Source organism: Verrucomicrobia bacterium S94 (assembly GCA_004299845.1).
Lineage (GTDB): Bacteria > Verrucomicrobiota > Kiritimatiellia > Kiritimatiellales > Pontiellaceae > Pontiella.
The window spans coordinates 396,580-412,847 of the sequence record CP036201.1; the positions used below are offsets into that span (position 1 = coordinate 396,580).

Annotated in this window: 12 protein-coding genes and 1 pseudogene; 3 read left to right on the forward strand and 10 right to left on the reverse strand. The window is 53.0% G+C overall.

The genetic code is table 11. The annotated features are described in order from the left end of the window. The first annotated feature begins 21 nt into the window (after positions 1 to 21). A complete protein-coding gene (locus EGM51_01735) occupies positions 22 to 2,493 on the forward strand; it encodes a glycoside hydrolase family 2 protein (protein QBG49219.1) in 2,472 nt (823 codons plus the stop codon). Positions 2,494 to 2,496: 3 nt separating this feature from the next. Here EGM51_01735 and EGM51_01740 read toward each other — a convergent pair whose 3' ends face one another. From EGM51_01740 to EGM51_01760, 5 genes are read right to left on the reverse strand one after another with little or no spacing between them, the layout of a single operon-like run. Next, positions 2,497 to 3,471: a polyprenyl synthetase family protein gene (locus EGM51_01740; protein QBG46185.1), complete on the reverse strand. Its 975-nt coding sequence runs from the start codon at positions 3,469 to 3,471 to the stop codon at positions 2,497 to 2,499. Further along, entirely contained in the window at positions 3,413 to 5,656 is a 2,244-nt protein-coding gene (locus EGM51_01745) for a hypothetical protein (GenBank protein QBG46186.1), read from the reverse strand. Before EGM51_01745 ends, EGM51_01740 begins: the two co-directional genes overlap by 59 nt. Then, entirely contained in the window at positions 5,653 to 6,420 is a 768-nt protein-coding gene (locus tag EGM51_01750; GenBank protein QBG46187.1) for a prepilin-type N-terminal cleavage/methylation domain-containing protein, read from the reverse strand. Before EGM51_01750 ends, EGM51_01745 begins: the two co-directional genes overlap by 4 nt. Then, positions 6,420 to 6,872, reverse strand: coding sequence for a hypothetical protein (locus EGM51_01755; protein QBG46188.1), 453 nt, complete (start codon positions 6,870 to 6,872; stop codon positions 6,420 to 6,422). Before EGM51_01755 ends, EGM51_01750 begins: the two co-directional genes overlap by 1 nt. After that, positions 6,869 to 7,546 carry a prepilin-type N-terminal cleavage/methylation domain-containing protein gene (locus tag EGM51_01760; protein QBG46189.1) on the reverse strand — a complete coding sequence of 226 codons (678 nt, stop codon included), beginning with the start codon at positions 7,544 to 7,546 and terminating at the stop codon, positions 6,869 to 6,871. The genes EGM51_01755 and EGM51_01760 overlap by 4 nt, the downstream gene beginning before the upstream one ends. Positions 7,547 to 7,710: 164 nt before the next feature. Between EGM51_01760 and EGM51_01765 the strand changes: the two are divergent. Next, positions 7,711 to 10,463, forward strand: a pseudogene (locus EGM51_01765) (pyruvate, phosphate dikinase). 190 nt (positions 10,464 to 10,653) lie between these two features. On the opposite strand, the gene EGM51_01770 reads toward EGM51_01765, so the two are convergent. The 5 genes from EGM51_01770 to EGM51_01790 all read right to left on the reverse strand — a co-directional run bounded on the left by EGM51_01770 (position 10,654) and on the right by EGM51_01790 (position 13,911). Then, positions 10,654 to 11,016: a hypothetical protein gene (locus tag EGM51_01770; GenBank protein QBG46190.1), complete on the reverse strand. Its 363-nt coding sequence runs from the start codon at positions 11,014 to 11,016 to the stop codon at positions 10,654 to 10,656. Between the two features lie 86 nt (positions 11,017 to 11,102). Next, complete coding sequence (locus EGM51_01775; GenBank protein ID QBG46191.1) at positions 11,103 to 11,933, reverse strand: metal ABC transporter permease; 831 nt, start codon at positions 11,931 to 11,933, stop codon at positions 11,103 to 11,105. Continuing rightward, positions 11,926 to 12,666, reverse strand: coding sequence for an ABC transporter ATP-binding protein (locus EGM51_01780; GenBank protein QBG46192.1), 741 nt, complete (start codon positions 12,664 to 12,666; stop codon positions 11,926 to 11,928). Before EGM51_01780 ends, EGM51_01775 begins: the two co-directional genes overlap by 8 nt. A 69-nt stretch (positions 12,667 to 12,735) precedes the next feature. Next, entirely contained in the window at positions 12,736 to 13,599 is an 864-nt protein-coding gene (locus EGM51_01785; protein ID QBG46193.1) for a cation ABC transporter substrate-binding protein, read from the reverse strand. Positions 13,600 to 13,614: 15 nt separating this feature from the next. Further along, positions 13,615 to 13,911, reverse strand: coding sequence for a YggU family protein (locus EGM51_01790; protein QBG49220.1), 297 nt, complete (start codon positions 13,909 to 13,911; stop codon positions 13,615 to 13,617). Positions 13,912 to 14,057: 146 nt separating this feature from the next. On the opposite strand from EGM51_01790, the gene EGM51_01795 reads away from it, so the two are divergent. Beyond that, positions 14,058 to 16,262, forward strand: a complete 2,205-nt coding sequence (locus tag EGM51_01795) for a CRISPR-associated endonuclease Cas3'' (GenBank protein QBG46194.1) — start codon at positions 14,058 to 14,060, stop codon at positions 16,260 to 16,262. The last annotated feature ends 6 nt before the right edge of the window (positions 16,263 to 16,268 follow it).

Sequence of the window (16,268 nt, forward strand, 5' to 3'; positions counted from 1 at the left end):
GCTGAAGTTGCGGCAGCGGCGATGTGTGCCGCCGGATGGGCGGCGCAGGGTGCAGTGAGTCGGAATTTTTCGGCGGACTGGCGGTTTTTTCCGGGTGATGCTCCGGAGGCAATGGCGGCCGTGTTTGATGATTCGGCATGGCGCAGACTTGATGTTCCGCATGACTGGAGTGTGGAGCATGCTTTCAGCACCAATGAGACCGGCGGCTGTACGGCATTCCTGCCGGGCGGTATTGGCTGGTACCGCAAAAGCTTTGAAATTCCGGAATCGGGAAAGGGGAGGATTTACCGGATCGATTTTGACGGGGTTTACAATAATTCCGAGGTCTGGGTTAACGGACATTATCTGGGAAAGCGGCCGTACGGGTATATTCCGTTCAGCTATGAGCTGACTGAATATTTAAACTATGGCGGGAAAAATGTGGTGGCCGTACGGGTGGATCGCTCTGCCTACCTGGACTGCCGGTGGTATCCGGGATCCGGGATTTACCGCGATGTGAAACTGGTTTCGCATGAGCCGGTGCATATTGAGCAGTACGGGTTGTTTGTAACGACGCGGGGCAACCAGGTGTATGTTGAGGTTGCACTGAAAAACCGGAGCACTGAAGCAGTGCCGGTTCTGGTGAAGGCGGATCTGCAGAATGCGGAAGGGAAATCCGTCGGTTTCCGGACGTTGAATCAGGATCTGGCGGCCGGAGCTTCGGCCGTCGGAACGCTGGAGTTTACCGTTGAACATCCTGAACGGTGGGATACGGACAATCCGTATCTTTACCGGGCAGAGGTTGAGTTGGTTGCGGAGAATCGGGTGCTGGATTCAGCAACGACGAGTTTCGGCATACGCGATATTCATAACGATCCGGACAAGGGCTTTTTTCTGAATGGAGAACATACGCTGATTAAAGGGGTATGTCTGCATCACGATGGAGGAGCCGTGGGAGCGGCGGTTCCGGATGCTGTTTGGGAACGTCGTCTGCGTTATCTGAAGGAGGCGGGCTGTAATGCCATTCGGACGGCCCATAATCCGCCGTCGGAAGCTTTTCTGAATCTGTGCGATCGTATGGGCTTTCTGGTGCAGGATGAGGCGTTCGATGAATGGTTTAATCCAAAAGACAAGCGCCATAATTTCAATGCGAAAGATGTGGATGATTTAACCCGGGGGTATTCGGAGGTTTTCGGAGAATGGGCCGAGCAGGATATCAAAGCCATGGTGCGGCGAGATCGGAATCATCCGTCAATTATTCAGTGGAGTATCGGCAACGAGATTGAGTGGACTTATGCGGGATATGCCGATGCAACAGGCTATTGGGATAAGGAGAATGATGTAAGTTACTACTGGGATCTCCCTCCGTATTCGGCTGAGGAAATCCGGGAGCGCTTTTCCGTTTCGCAGAAACGTCAGGGGCAGCACATTCTGGCGGAGCAGGCGGCCGATCTGTCGCGCTGGATTAAGGCGCTTGATACCAGCCGTCCGGTAACGGCGAATATGGTGATGCCTTCAGTCAGTCATTTTTCGGGATATGCCGATGCGCTGGATATTGTAGGCTACAGTTACCGTACGGTACTTAATGAGTGGGGACATAAACACTATCCGGAAAAAATGATCTGCGGCACCGAAAACTGGGTGCAGTGGGAAGAATGGAAAAGTGTGCTGGAAAATGAGCATATTGCCGGGGTCTTTCTCTGGACGGGAATCGACTATCTCGGCGAATCAAAAGCCTGGCCGAAGCGTTCGACGGCCAGTGGAATGCTGAACACCGCCGGATTCCGCAAACCGCGTTACTGGTTCTTTAAGACCTTCTGGAAAGAGGATGAGCCGATGGTTTATATGGCCGCTCAGCCGCAGGCTGCTTCCAACTATCTGCTGAAGGATGGTGAGGTTGTTGAGAATCCGGAAAATCCGCGCGATAAAAAATGGTGGTGGCCGGAGGTTTCCAACCATTGGAATTTTGAAGCCGGTGAATGGGTTTATATTGAGCTCTATTCCAACTGCGAGGAAAACGAGCTGTTTCTGAACGGTAAATCGCTGGGCGTCCGGAAACTGGCGGATCATGAAGACCGTCTGCTGAAATGGATTGTTCCGTTTGAAGAAGGATCGTTGAAAGCGGTTGGTCGAAACGGAGGACAGGTTGCCGCGATTCAGACGTTGCATACGGCTGCCAAAGCGGCTGAAGTTCGACTGAAGCTGGATAAGGAAAGTTTGCGCGCCGATGGTCGGGATGTGGTGCATTGTGTGGCTGAAATCGTTGATGAAAAAGGACGGCCGGTTCGGCATCTGGCGCATCGGGTCAGATTTTCCGTGGAGGGCGATGCCCGCAATATCGGCGTCGACAATGGAAACTCTTCAAGCGTTCAGCCTTTTCAGTCCGACAGCTGTGAAACCGATCAGGGCAGAGTCCTGATGATTCTTCAGGCGGGAAAAACAAAAGGCGATGTGGTGGTTGAAGCTTCTGTTGAAGGACTAAAGGGAGCAACGGTTCATATTCAACAGCAATAGGGCCTAAAACGTCCGGTTCATTAGAAACTCGGCAATGCTTTTCAGGGCGCTGGTGTCGCGGTCTAGCTCCATCAGTGCCGCAATGGCATCGAAGGTCAGTGAGCGGACTTTGGCCTGAGCGGTGTCCATGCCGTGTACGGCGGGATAGGTCATTTTATGCTGTTCAGCATCGGAGCCGGCCGGTTTCCCGAGGATTTCATCGGTGGAGATTTCATCGAGAATGTCATCGGCAATCTGGAAGGCCAGGCCGATTTTCCGCCCGAAACGGCTGAGCTGTTCAAGTTCTTTTTCGGTTGCGTCGGCGGCAATGGCGCCCATACGGACGGAGGCCTGAATGAGAATGGCGGTTTTGTTCAGATGAATAAATTCGACAAGATCAGCATTCGGGGTTTTGCCTTCTGCGGCGAGATCCTCCACCTGTCCGGCAATTACGCCGCGTGAGCCGGCGGCACGGGCGAGTTCAAGGCCGAGCCGGGAATTGCCGTGTTCTGCGAGGAGTTCAAAGGCCATAATCATGAGGGCGTCGCCGGCCAGTACCGCGTTGGCTTCGCCGAACTGAATATGGCAGGTGGGTTTTCCACGACGCAGATTATCGTCGTCCATACAGGGAAGGTCGTCGTGAATCAGCGTGGAGCAATGGTAGAGTTCCACGGAGACTGCCGCTTTTATTATCTCCTCGGTTGTTTTCCCCAGCGCTTCCGCTGCAGCGATGACAAGGATCGGCCGGATGCGTTTTCCGCCGTTGAGTACGCTGTAGCGCATGGCCTGGTGCAGAAGGGTTGGACGAACGTCTGCCGGGGGGAGTAATTGATCGATGGTGCGGTCGACCAGAGCCTGTTTCTCTTTAAGGTAATTGGTAATCATGGGGGCTGTGTATAGGGAAATTTTCAGAGGTTGGAAACTTTCAATCTCCGGAAAACTATTCCGGTGCAAAAGCGCTGAGCAGGGTTCCCCAGCTGTCGGCCCCGCCGTCAACATCGTTACGCAGGGTGTCTGAGAGACCGAAAAAGGTGACGGCGGCGGTTTGCGTCAGCGGGTCGCGCCAGACATGCACCACCGCCTGACGGGAGGCGCGGATCTCGTCGTCTTTCAGTCCGTTCCCATTCATATCGGTTCCGGACTGGGCCAGCAGCAGTATGGTGTAGGAGGTGTCGCGCCAGCCGAAGAGGCGATAAGTATTGGCCACGACGGAATCTTTCTGTGCATCGGTCAGCAGGCCCCAGTCCGGAAGGTTGTCGGCGAGTGCATAACCGGCATGTGAGCGGGTTTCCCATTTTCGGCCGGTTTCCCGGGCCAGATTGGCTCCGAGAATTTCCGCCTGTGCGGCTGTGATTTCTGTAGCATCGTCGATAGGGGCCTGCCAGAAGGCAGTGGCCAGAACGTTGGAATGAGGGGAGTTTATATTAATGCAGCCGGGGCGAACGGGCGTGTTGGTCAGATCCTCCGGAGTGTGAAAATAATCCAGCACGGGATCGGGGGGCTCGCCGGCGGCGTAAAGGCGGACGGTATCCCACGGTTTTCCGGTTGAGAGATGACCGAATTCTGCGGCGTTGGTCATGGGTTGGTTGGCGACATAAAACTGAATGGTGCTCTTGTCGGTCAGATCGCTTTCTTCGCCCCAGTCATCAATATCATTGACCGCGTTGGGGGTAGCATCCATTTCCAGCCAGTGAGCCGGAAAATCATGGTTGATTCGCGGATCACGGCAGCTGTATGCAACGCCGGAATCTGAACTCTCTGCCGATGCAGGGAGCTCCAGTTCGATATTTTCGACGCGGTCCACGGGTTCATCGGTATTGATTTCAACGGTTTCATTAAGGAAATAGAGTGCGGTTGGATCGGTGTCTTCGTTTTCACCGAAGGCAATCCCGAGTTTCAGGGTTGTGTCGTAATCGAATGCAAAGAGATATTCCGTGAAGGCACCATCGGTACTTGAAGATACCTCGGTTAAAGGAAAAATCACCGCTTTGGACATGTTGGTGTAAGCGACGACGAACGTGGTGTAGAGCGATTGTCCGGTAAAATCCTCTCCATCGAGAAGTTCGATGCTGCCCGCTTGCGAATCGGTGGATGAGGTTTCGGTGATGTCCGCTGCGGTAATATCCAGGAATATCTCCTCCGGCGGATCCGGCTCAAACGGATACCAGGTTTCAACGTACAGTTCGCCGGAAATTTCGTAATGAACATTGGTCGGATCGATGACATTGTGCTCGAATACCACATTATCAAGCCGGATCTCATTGATCATGGGAACGGCTTCGGGACTTGAACCGTGTAGATCGCGTGGAATACGGTCGGCATCTATATAGTCGAAATAGTTGTCTGCCAGCTGTTCCGCTTCTTTGTCCGAAAAACCGCACTGTTCCGTTAATACTTCTTCCAGTGTGTCGGCATCTGTATCTTCCGTCAGCAGCAGTGTGTTCATGCGGTTTGAAGGGTATAGTGAGTATGTGTTGAACGATGCGATATCGCCGCCGATGACTCCGCCGCGTGCGGATGTGTTGAGGGTGAGGATATCGCGCAGGGATTCAAAACGTTTCCAGGCGGTATCGCGGTTATGGATAAATGCGGTGCCGGTATCCGGTGCCGGGGTTTTGTTTCCATCGGCATCAATCAGCTGGGCAGAGACATTGAGTTCGTTCAGCAGTTCAGGAGAGAGCATGAGTTCTGCGGGTGAACGTCCGTCACGGCGCTGCGTTTTTACATTGCCGATGCTGTTGGCATCCAGCAGACCGGAGGTGTTCACGACCACATAGGCTATGCGTCCGATCTCGGTGCCGTCTACAGAAACCGGAATCCATTCCGCCGTGGACCGTGCATTTTCATATGCGGTTCTGATCGGGGGATTGCCCAGCGGAAGGTAGTCCTCTTCGGTGGAAAGGTTCACGCTGCCGGAAATGAAGAAACCGGTGCCGTTGCCGGAGCCGAAGGCTAAACGGTGGGGATAGTTGGTGCCGAAGGTAGCGTCGATATTTTCCATGGCATCCGCAAGCGCGGTGTGGAGCAGCTGAGTGGTGCGTGCGTTTTCCAGATAGTGCCGGCCGGCGAGCCGGTCGGTCCGGCTGCGAGCGGCAAAGGCCAGGATCATGACGGTGAGCAGCGCAAGAAAACCCAGGGCGATGATCAGGGCGGTACCCTCTTTGGTTGGCGGTCGACGGTTCATTCAAACTCCAGCAGGGATGTTCCAAGGTTCGGAATATGAATTCTGCGGGTATAGACCCGTTCGTGGATGGCGAGAAAATATTCCGCTTCGTCGTCGCCGCGTGTTTTATAAATACGCATAGCCTGCCGCATGTCATTGGCGGAACACAGTCCGATGATGATGTCAACGAAGCGCGGCGGAGCGGAGTTGGATTGATTGCCGTTAATGCGGAAATTCATAAAGGTGAGCACCGCCTGTGCGGTGAGGCCGTCGGCATCTTCGAGTTCCTCGGTATATTCCCGGTCCGATTGAAAGTCGGGTTTTGTGCCGTCGTAGTAGTCAGATTGCCGGATCAGGTTTTTGCGTGCCGCCTGCGTGCCGACCTGCGAATTGGCGATATATTCAAAAACAACGCGTCGGTTAAGAGCGGAAACCAGATCAAGACTTTGCCTGGAGCGGATCTGAACGGGGGCGAGATCGCGCGGCATTCCGAGAAGCTGGCGGCGGGTGGCAGTGGAGATGAAGTAGAGAGCGTCGCCGACGGATACGGAATCGACGCGGAAAGGGACGTTGGTGCGGATAAGGGCCTGGCTGATGTCGGTCTGCAGATTATCGAGCACGAAGCGGGCGGCTTCATCGAGCAGTGCATCATGGCTTCCGCGTGTGACTGCCGAGGTGCTGGTGGTGAAGATGCGGGAAATCATCAGCACCACGAGTGTGAGGATGACCAGGGAAACCATGAGTTCCAGCAGGGTGAAGCCGTTTCTGGAGGAGCGGGGCGGCATTATTTTTTCCTCCAGTTGTAAATCCGGGTCTGGAAAATACGCGGGTTTCCTTCGGCGGTGTAGCCGGGCCAGACCTTCAGTTCTGCGGTGATGCTGTTCCGGTTGTGGGCAAGGTCAAGCTGATAGGTGACGGTGAACCGCTCAGCGGCGGTGCCGTTCCGTCCTTCAGCAAAGGAGGTGAAGCGGGCGGTGCTGCCGGTTTCAATGTCGACTGCTGTCCCGTCGTAATCGGGCAGCGTGATGGATTCGGGTAGTGATGACAGGATATTCCAGTCGACGGAGTGGAGAGGGTTGAGTACCAGGTCAGCAAAGCTGACAATGTGCAGGTCGTCGCGGGTGCGGTGATGGGTGTCGAGGGTGGATACAAGCAGACCGATGAGGCTGACGACACCGATGCTGATGACGAGCAGGGTAAGCAGGATTTCCATGAGGGTGAAGCCGTATTTTTTCATTCTGCGGTATCTCCCAGGAGTTGGAAGTCGTCGTCGGTTTCTCCGTAGCGGGTGTCCAGAATCATGCTTTTCCCAAAGGTTGTAAAATGAATCTGTTTGCCGGAACAGGGGTTGAACACTTCCGGTCGGCCGTTAATGACCGTACCGGGGGCAAGATGAATGTGGTGACTGGCAGAGGCGATTTCGCCGGTGGGTTTGAAGCCGAGAGTGATGTAGATGGTGTCGCCGATTTTGAGTTCGTTGTTTTTGTTGAGCGCACCGTCCCAGGGATCGTTCCCGATTTCAAAAATATTTTCTGAGGAATTGGCATCGGGGTCGATAAGAATGCCATCGGGAAGCCGTTCCCAGTCTTTGACAAAATAGCCGTCATTCCGTGTAACCGGGGGGGTGGAGATATCGATGGCGAAAACGGCGTAGCTTTGGTAGGCCTGCTCCGGATCGGTGATGTCGTCGTGAAAAATGAGATAGGTGGGTTCTTTATGTGTTACGGCGTGCTGGCGTGCTAGTTTAGCGGCGGAGTGCAGGGCATTGGCGGCGGCTTCCAATCTGCTCTGGCCGGTGATGCCGGAGAGCATCGGCAGTGTGATGACAGAGAGGATGCCGATGATCATAATAACGACCAGCAGTTCGGCCAGAGTGAAGGCGTTTTTTGATTGGGAAGGGGAAATCCGCATGGGTGCAAAGATAGCGGTCGGACGCAGGGTTTCCAAACTTTGGAAGAGGTATTTTTTACACGATGGGGGAATAAACGTGAGGGGGTCTTGACTCCGTTTGGTGCTCTGTTAAATATAGACCGTTTTTAGTTCTATAGGCCTTTCAAAAACAAGGAGAAATACAAATGGCTCAGAAGAAATATGTCTACTTCTACGGAGTGTCCAGAGAACTCACGGAAGGCGACCAAAGCATGAAAGCAGTTCTCGGCGGTAAAGGGGCTAATCTCGCCGAAATGGCAAACGCCAATCTTCCGGTTCCTCCCGGCCTTACCATTACCACAGAAGCCTGTGCCTACTATTCCAAAACCGGTGGTAAATATGCTCCGGAGATGGAGACTCAGCTGAAAACCCAGTTGCAGAAGCTCGAAAAAGTGATGGGCAAAAAGCTGGGCGATGCCAGGGATCCGCTGCTGGTATCTGTGCGTTCCGGTGCCGCGGTTTCTATGCCGGGCATGATGGATACGGTGCTGAATCTGGGCCTGAATGATAAAGCGGTACTGGGCTTTATTGAACAGTGTGGAAATGAACGTACCGGCTGGGACTGCTACCGCCGCTTCATTGATATGTTCGGGGATGTGGTGATGGGGCCGTATACCGGTCTGACACACCATGATTTTGAAGTGGAGCTTGAAGCGCTTAAGAAAAAATATAAAGCCAAGGAAGATACCGACCTGACAGCGGAACAGCTCAAAGAGCTCACCGAGATTTATAAAAAGGTTTATCAGAACAAAGTGAAAAAACCGTTTCCGCAGGATCCCTGGGAACAGCTCGATCTCTCCATCCGTGCCGTATTCGGCTCCTGGGGTTCGGAACGTGCTGAAAAATACCGCCAGATCAACAAGATCACCGGCCTGATGGGAACCGCGGTCAACATCTGCACGATGGTCTTCGGTAATATGGGGTCCAGATCCGGTACAGGGGTGGCGTTTACACGCGATGGCGGAACCGGCCATAGCAAAGCGATGGGGAATATCTGGTCGATGCTCAGGGCGAAGATGTCGTTGCGGGGATTCGTACACCGAAACACCTTGATGATATGCCGAATGAGGAGGATCCCGTATGGAAAAAAGTCTATGCGGATCTGCAGAAAATCATGACGCGTCTGGAGAAACATTATAAATATCCGCAGGACGTTGAATTCACCGTGCAGGAGGGTAAGCTGTATATGCTGCAGACCCGTAATGCAAAACGTACCGGTCTGGCCGGGGTGCGCTGGGCGGTTGAAATGGCCACCGGACAGGATGTCTTCACCGGCGAAAAACAGCCGAAAATCCTGAGCCAGAAAGAAGCTCTCCTGACCGTTACCGGCGAAGACCTCGAACAGCTTCTGTTCCCGATCTTTGATATCGAGGCGGAGAAAAAGGCCAAAGTGGTTACCACAGCTCTGCCGGCAGGTCCGGGCGCTGCCGTGGGTAAAATCATGTTCGAAGCCGCAGAGGCTGAAGCGGCCATCGAAAAGAATGCCGATGAAAAAATCATTCTCGTTCGCCACGAAACCAGCCCGGAAGATGTCGGCGGTATGTGGGCGGCACAGGGCGTATTGACTTCAACCGGAGGGATGACATCGCACGCCGCGGTTGTTGCGCGTGGCTGGGGAAAATGCTGTATCTGTGGTGCAGGCGACCTCAGGATCGACTACAAAAAGAAAACGATCACCGTCGGTAAAAAAGTTTTCAAGCAGGGAGACTGGCTCTCCCTGAACGGCTCTACCGGAGTTGTTTATGAAGGGCAGATTCCGACCCAGGTCAGTCCGGTTGTATCGGCGGTCGTTGATGGAAAAGCCTCTGCTAAAAAAGATCCGATTTACAAAATGTATGAGCAGATCTCCAAATGGTCGGATAACAACCGGAAGATGAATGTGCGTACCAATGCCGATTCGCCGGCCGACTCTGCTGCTGCCCGTGCATTCGGTGCCGAAGGAATCGGACTCTGCCGTACCGAGCACATGTTCTTTGAAGGTGATCGTATCTGGGCTATCCGGGAGTTCATTCTGGCGGATGACGAGAATGCCCGCAAAGCGGCACTTGCCAAACTGCTGAAACATCAGCAGAAAGATTTCGAAGGTATCTTTAAGGCGATGGACGGCCTGCCGGTAACCGTTCGTCTGCTGGATCCGCCGCTGCATGAATTTGTACCGCATACGAAGAAAGATCAGCAGGAAATGGCTAAGCGGCTTGGAGTTCCGGCCCGTAAGGTGACGCAGCGTGTACAGGAACTGCATGAGTTCAATCCGATGCTCGGTCATCGAGGATGCCGCCTGTCGATCACCTATCCGGAACTTTGTGTGATGCAGACCAAAGCCATTATCGGGGCCGCCTGCAAAGTAGCCAAGCTCAAGAAGCCGGTTAAAGTGCTGCCGGAAATCATGATTCCGCTGATCGGAACCAAAGCCGAGCTGGACTTCCTCGAAAAAATTGTTCGGGAAAACGCCGAGGAAATTATTGCGAAGACCGGAGCCAAAGTGAAATACATGGTTGGTACGATGATCGAGATTCCGCGTGCGGCGCTTACGGCAGACGAAGTGGCTGAAACTGCAGAATTCTTCAGTTTCGGCACCAACGATCTCACGCAGATGACCTTTGGTTACAGCCGGGATGACATCGGATCTTTCCTGCCGGATTATCTCAATGAGAAAATTCTGCCGGCCGATCCGTTCCAGACGCTGGATCAGAGCGGTGTCGGACAACTGGTTAAACTGGGGGTTGAGCGCGGTCGTGAAACGCGTCCGGACCTCAAATGCGGTATCTGTGGTGAACACGGCGGCGATCCGGAAAGTGTAAAATTCTGCGCGAAGGCCGGGCTCAACTATGTGAGCTGTTCCCCTTACCGAGTACCGATTGCCCGTCTTGCAGCAGCACAGGCGGCCATCAAAGGCTAAACGTCCAAAACCATACCGGGAGCTTGAAATATTCAGCTCCCGGTACAGCTGAGGCCTGTCTACGCGACGGGCTTTTTTTCTATGTCAGATTTGTTTTATACCTTCGAAGGTATGGTAATATTTATTTAAAAATAAAGGGAATTGATGGGTTTAACTTTCACACCTTCGAAGGTGTAAGGTTTGTTCTGCTTCAAGCTGCCATTTTATGTACACGCCGGTCGGAATGACGGGCGATGGCCTGGCGCAGTCGGAAGTGTGATCCGCTTTCCAGTTTAAGGAACATTTTACGCCCTTTACGTGTGTGGAGAATATAGACGGGGTGTTTAGAGCGTTGGCGGTTCATTAACTGCAGACCATTGAGCAGCATGTTGCTTAGTGAAATTTCATTTCGAGTGGCTAGGCGAAGATAACGTACTGCTCCAAGATGTACCCGGGTTACGGGAAGCAGGCCTAGAAAGCGACGGATCAGGTAATCACCGTACAGCTCATATGAAAAGAGTGAGCCTGGGGATACCGGTGCGATTTTGGTTTTTCCTATCGTTTGGTTCGGCATTTCTGTTTCCTCATAAGGTGGATAGCTAATAAGCAGTCTTTATGCCATAACTATCTGAAAATGCAGGGGTTGCGCTGTGCGGGAAATCAGCGCTTTTTGAAACAGAGTGCAAGCAGGTAAGCGATACCGGTAAGGACGATAATGGTGGCACCGGCTGGAAGGTCGGGACCATAGCTCAGCCCCAAACCGCTGAACGTCAGTAATGCACAGATTCCGGCGGCCAGAGCCATCATTGATCCCATGCGCCGGCAGAATCGTCCGGCAATTGCGGCCGGCAGTGTCAGCATCACGATCACCATCACAATGCCGACGATCGAAACCATCAGGACCACGGTCAGGGCGGTGAGGGCAAGCATCAGGAAGTAGAAAAGCTGGGTGTTGATGCCGCGCAGCCTTGCAAATTCCTCATCGAAACAGACCGCGATAAACTGTTTGTGGAAGAGCAGAGCAATAGCAGCAATAAACAGATCAAGTCCGGCAATCGCCAGCAGGTCGCCGGAGGTAACGAGCAGGATATTACCGAAGAGATAGGACATCAGATCCTCGCTGTAGCCCGGTGTTTTGGCAATGAAAAGAATGCCGATGGCCATGCCCATACCCCAGAATGCACTGATGACTGTATCGATGCGTTCTTTGGCCTTCATATTCACCCAGCCGATAATAAATGCAGCGAGCAGGGCGGCGAGCAGGGCTCCAAACAGAGGGGTCATAAACTGCCAGTTGTGTACTGTCTGCAGATAACGGGCGCAGCCCATGCCGCCGAGAACGCAGTGCGCAATTCCGCCGGCCAGATAGGTGATGCGGCGTGTCACAACGTATGTGCCTACAATTCCGCTGGAAATGCTGACCAGCAGTCCGGCGAGAAAGGCATGTTGCAGAAAACTGTGCTGGAACAGGGCCTGGAAAAATTCACCCATGGTCGTGCTCCTGATCGTGGCGGACGGCGTGGACATGCTCGCCGTACATATCATGAATAATGTTTTCGTTGATTTCAGAAACCGGATGGATATGCACCTCCCGGTTCACGCAAACCACTTTTTCGACATAGCGCGAAACATAGGCGACATCATGTGAAACCACAATGATGGTCAGCTCTTTATTGAGCTCCTGCAGCAGATCGTAAAGCTCCTGTTCCACATAGTCATCCAGACTCGATGTCGGTTCATCAAGCAGCAGCAGTTTCGGTTCGGATACCAGTGCCCGCGCAATCAGAACGCGCTGCTGCTGTCCTCCTGAGAGTGCGGCAAGCGGCCGGTTCTCCAGTTTATCCAGGCCGACGCGTGACAGCATGGTTCGCGCAGCTTCGCGATCGGCTTTTGAATAGAAGCCGAAATTCCGGGTTTTTCCCAGTCGGCCCATCAGCACGACATCAAGTGCGGTCACCGGAAACTTGGAGTCGAGGTTGGCATACTGCGGCAGATAGCCGATCCATTTTCTTCCAAGAGCTGGTGTGCGGCCAAACACGGAAACGGATCCGGCCTGCGGTTCCAGCAGGCCGAGTATAATTTTCAGCAAAGTGGTTTTACCGCCGCCGTTGGGGCCTACTACCGAGATGAATTCCTTTTCTCCAATGGTCACGTTTACGTTTTCCAGTACGGTCACCGGGCCGTAGGAAAAGTTTACCTGTTCAATCTGGATGGGAAGACTCATTTAATGTGGACCAGGGAATATACGGATAACACAGGAACGGATAGGTTCAGTGAGCTCCGAAATTGAAAGCTATTTATACGATGCTTCAATAGCATCCGCTATTTGATGCAGGTTGGCAACTACATCTTCATCCAGTGGATCCAGCTGAACCACGTGGCCGCCGATGGCATCGGTGACGGCCCGAGCACTTTCGACGGGAAACTGTTTCTGTACAAAAATCACTTTCACGCCGTCGATTTTAGCGTTTTCAATCAGATCAGTCAGCTGTCGGGGCGATGGGGCTTTTCCGTCGAGTTCAATAGCCTTCTGTTCGAGGCCGTACTGTTCTGCAAAATATCCGAAGGCCGGATGGAAAACGTAAAAGTACCGCCCCTTATAGGGCGCGAGTTTCTTTTCGGTTTCCGTGTTCAGCGTATCCAGGGTTTGGATCAGCGCATCATATTTTTCCGGATCAGCCAGTCCCATCGGTTCAAGGGTTTCATACATTGCCGAAGCGATGATTGCGACATTGCGTGTACTCAGCCAGACATGAGGATCTTTCTGGCCATGGTCATGGGTACATTCGCCCTCGTGGTGGTGTTCATGGCCCATACTGCGTTTTTCGATGCCGGAATCAGTAGCCGAAATGTTCAGATTTGGATAAAGCGGTCGGATTTTTTTCAGCAGGGCCTGCTCAAACGGGACACCGATCGTAAACAGGATATCGGCTTCTCCCAATGCCGCCAGCTGCCGTGCAGTCGGTTCATAGGAATGGGGCGACTGCCCTTCACCGACCAATGTTTTAATTTCGACATTTTCGCCAGCCAAAGCTTTCAGAATACCGGCCTGTGGCCGGATACTTACAAATACGGTTGTTTTTCCGGTTTCCGGCGGCCGGTCCGGGCTGCAGCCGACCAGAAAAAGGAGGGATAAAATTAAAGTAGTACCTTTCATGTGCGGTATTGATACTCACTCATCCCCGAAAGACAACAATTCTTTACGGATTTTCTCGGTCGGATTCGAGAGCCGCAGCCGTTTATTCCGCCCCGTTTCGCCCGAAAGGATTTCAATGGAATTCTTCGGGATTTTCCAATGTTTGGAAAGAAATTTGATCAGATAGGCGTTGGCTTTTCCATCCACCGGCGGCGCCTGAATACGCACCTTCAACGCATCGCCCATACGCCCCGCAATTTCATCTCTTGACGCCCGGGGAACCACGCGGACATTCAGTACCAGATGATCCCCTCTGTCTTCAAACCACGGCATATACACCTCCATACATCCCTGCATCTTCAATAAATCCATGGCGAAGGCAATCTGTTTTCCGGGTATAAACTGCGGGTATGGGTTTACTTGCGAAGATCCGCATTTAAATGCTCGGAAAATAGTTTTTTACACATATTATACCAAGAATGAGTTATTATGCGCACAGCAACGACGGACCGCCCTCCGGCTGGCAGCCGCTGGAGGAGCATCTGAAAAATGTTGCCGACCGGGCTGCTGAATTCGCCAAACCCTTCGGCGGCGAGGAGTGGGCGAGACTCGCCGGACTCTGGCATGATTTAGGGAAATACCATCCCGACTTCCAGCGTAAGCTGAAGGGGGAGAACATTCGTGTGGTGCATTCGGAAGCGGGTGGACATTTGGCAATGCTGAAAAAGTGGCGTGGAGTGGATGTCATTCTCTCTTGGCTGATTATGGGGCATCATGCGGGCTTGGCGGATTATTCTTCTGCGGAAACGGGTGCAAAAGGACTGGAGTCTAAAATGCGAGATCCACATCGCTCGGATATTGTGTTGAATCAAGTTCCCGAATCCATTTCCAACCAGATACCGCCGGCCAACCCTTCTATGTTTGAGAATCGAGTATTGCCCCCGGATCAGGCTTTTTTGATTCGTATGCTCTATTCCTGCCTCGTAGACGCCGATTTTCTCGATACGGAAGTGTTCATGGATGCATCGCGCAAGGCCGCGCGCCCAAATGATTCGCCGAGTATGGATGCGTTATTAGTCTGTTTTGACGCGCATATGGCACGATTCGAAGGAGCGGAAGGTGCGGTGAATCAATGCCGGGCGCAGGTGTTGGCACAGTGCCGTACGGCTGCTGAGCAAGCGGGGACATTTTCGTTAACGGTTCCGACGGGTGGCGGAAAGACGCTTGCGTCGCTGGCATTTGCGTTGCGGCACGCGGTGGAGCATCAAAAGCGTCGCATTATTTATGTGATTCCCTACACGAGTATCATTGAGCAAACCGCCGAAGTGTTTCGTTCAATTCCTGGTTTCGAGGATGTCGTACTGGAACATCATTCGAATCTGGTTTTTGATGACGATCAGGAAATCGCGGAAAAACGCGCACGACTCGCGATGGAAAACTGGGATGCGCCCATTGTGGTGACGACGAATGTCCAGTTTTTCGAGTCATTGCATGCGAACCGCAGCAGCCGGTGTCGCAAATTGCATAACATTGCAAACAGTGTGGTGATTTTTGATGAAGCACAATGTTTGCCTCCCGCATTTCTGCGACCCTGTGTGTTCGCGATTCGAGAATTAGCTCGGCATTACGGTGTCACGCCTGTGCTTTGCACCGCAACGCAGCCCGTCCTTACAGAAACTAAATCGTTCGATTTTGAATTTACTGAAGGTTTTGATCAGGTCACTGAAATTATCGACAAACCGAATGCGTTGAGTCAGCAACTTGCGCGCGTTCAGGTGGAAGTGCTCAATGAATTGAACCCGATTGATCTTGCTACACTGGCTGATCAGTTAGAGTCGGAATGCAGTTCGTTACTCTGCATTGTAAACCGCAAGGCTGATGCGCGGACACTTGCCGAGCTGCTTCCCGGGGAAAATACCATTCAGCTTTCGACCAACCTTTGCGCGGCCCACCGGTTCGAGGTGCTGGCGGAGATTCGCCAACGGTTGAAGTGCGGTGAGTACCTGTTGGTGATCAGCACGTCATTGGTCGAAGCGGGGGTTGATCTTGATTTCCCGGTGGTCTACCGTGCATTGGCCGGCCTCGACTCCATTGCTCAAGCCGCCGGACGATGCAATCGCGAAGGAAAGCTGAAAATGGGCCGCACGGTCGTTTTTATGCCCGGAAAACAGCCCGACTACGTAAAGCCCGCCGCATCGCTCGCGCTGAACTACTTGAAACCCGACCGCTTGAACCGCATCTTTTTGCCGGAAACATTCCGCTCCTATTTCAAGCAATACTTTTTTATGAAAGGGACGCAGGCGCTCGATCAAAAAGGCATCCGTGAGCTCTTACCGAATGAGACAACCGCGATCCGCTTCCAGACCGCGGCTGAACGGTTCCATCTCATTGATTCCGATTGGCAGCTTCCCGTCATTATGCCTTTCCGCGAAGCGGTGGGGTTGGTCGATCGGCTTTTGTCTCACCAATGGGAGGCCAAAGCCATCTGCCGAAAACTGCAACGCTATACCGTCAACATTTCCAAGCGCGTGGTGGATCAATTGGTGGATCAGGATTACGCGCGGCCCGTGGAAGGGTTTGAGGGAATGATTTTTCTGCACACCAAGCAACTCTACGACGAACGTTTCGGCTTTATTCCACCCGACTCGATTGAGGCGTTTGATCCTGAAACCAATATTATTTAGGAGAAA

What these genes read in the sequence shown, in the direction of transcription:
- EGM51_01745 (QBG46186.1), bottom strand. Translation starts at nt 5,656, where the DNA reads ATGAACCGTCGACCGCCAACCAAAGAGGGTACCGCCCTGATCATCGCC.
- EGM51_01740 (QBG46185.1), bottom strand. Translation starts at nt 3,471, where the DNA reads ATGTTGACGGCGGGGCCGACAGCTGGGGAACCCTGCTCAGCGCTTTTG.
- EGM51_01755 (QBG46188.1), bottom strand. Translation starts at nt 6,872, where the DNA reads ATGAAAAAATACGGCTTCACCCTCATGGAAATCCTGCTTACCCTGCTC.
- EGM51_01780 (QBG46192.1), bottom strand. Translation starts at nt 12,666, where the DNA reads ATGAGTCTTCCCATCCAGATTGAACAGGTAAACTTTTCCTACGGCCCG.
- EGM51_01795 (QBG46194.1), top strand. Translation starts at nt 14,058, where the DNA reads ATGAGTTATTATGCGCACAGCAACGACGGACCGCCCTCCGGCTGGCAG.
- EGM51_01775 (QBG46191.1), bottom strand. Translation starts at nt 11,933, where the DNA reads ATGGGTGAATTTTTCCAGGCCCTGTTCCAGCACAGTTTTCTGCAACAT.
- EGM51_01760 (QBG46189.1), bottom strand. Translation starts at nt 7,546, where the DNA reads ATGCGGATTTCCCCTTCCCAATCAAAAAACGCCTTCACTCTGGCCGAA.
- EGM51_01750 (QBG46187.1), bottom strand. Translation starts at nt 6,420, where the DNA reads ATGCCGCCCCGCTCCTCCAGAAACGGCTTCACCCTGCTGGAACTCATG.
- EGM51_01790 (QBG49220.1), bottom strand. Translation starts at nt 13,911, where the DNA reads ATGCCGTGGTTTGAAGACAGAGGGGATCATCTGGTACTGAATGTCCGC.
- EGM51_01735 (QBG49219.1), top strand. Translation starts at nt 22, where the DNA reads ATGTGTGCCGCCGGATGGGCGGCGCAGGGTGCAGTGAGTCGGAATTTT.
- EGM51_01770 (QBG46190.1), bottom strand. Translation starts at nt 11,016, where the DNA reads ATGCCGAACCAAACGATAGGAAAAACCAAAATCGCACCGGTATCCCCA.
- EGM51_01785 (QBG46193.1), bottom strand. Translation starts at nt 13,599, where the DNA reads ATGAAAGGTACTACTTTAATTTTATCCCTCCTTTTTCTGGTCGGCTGC.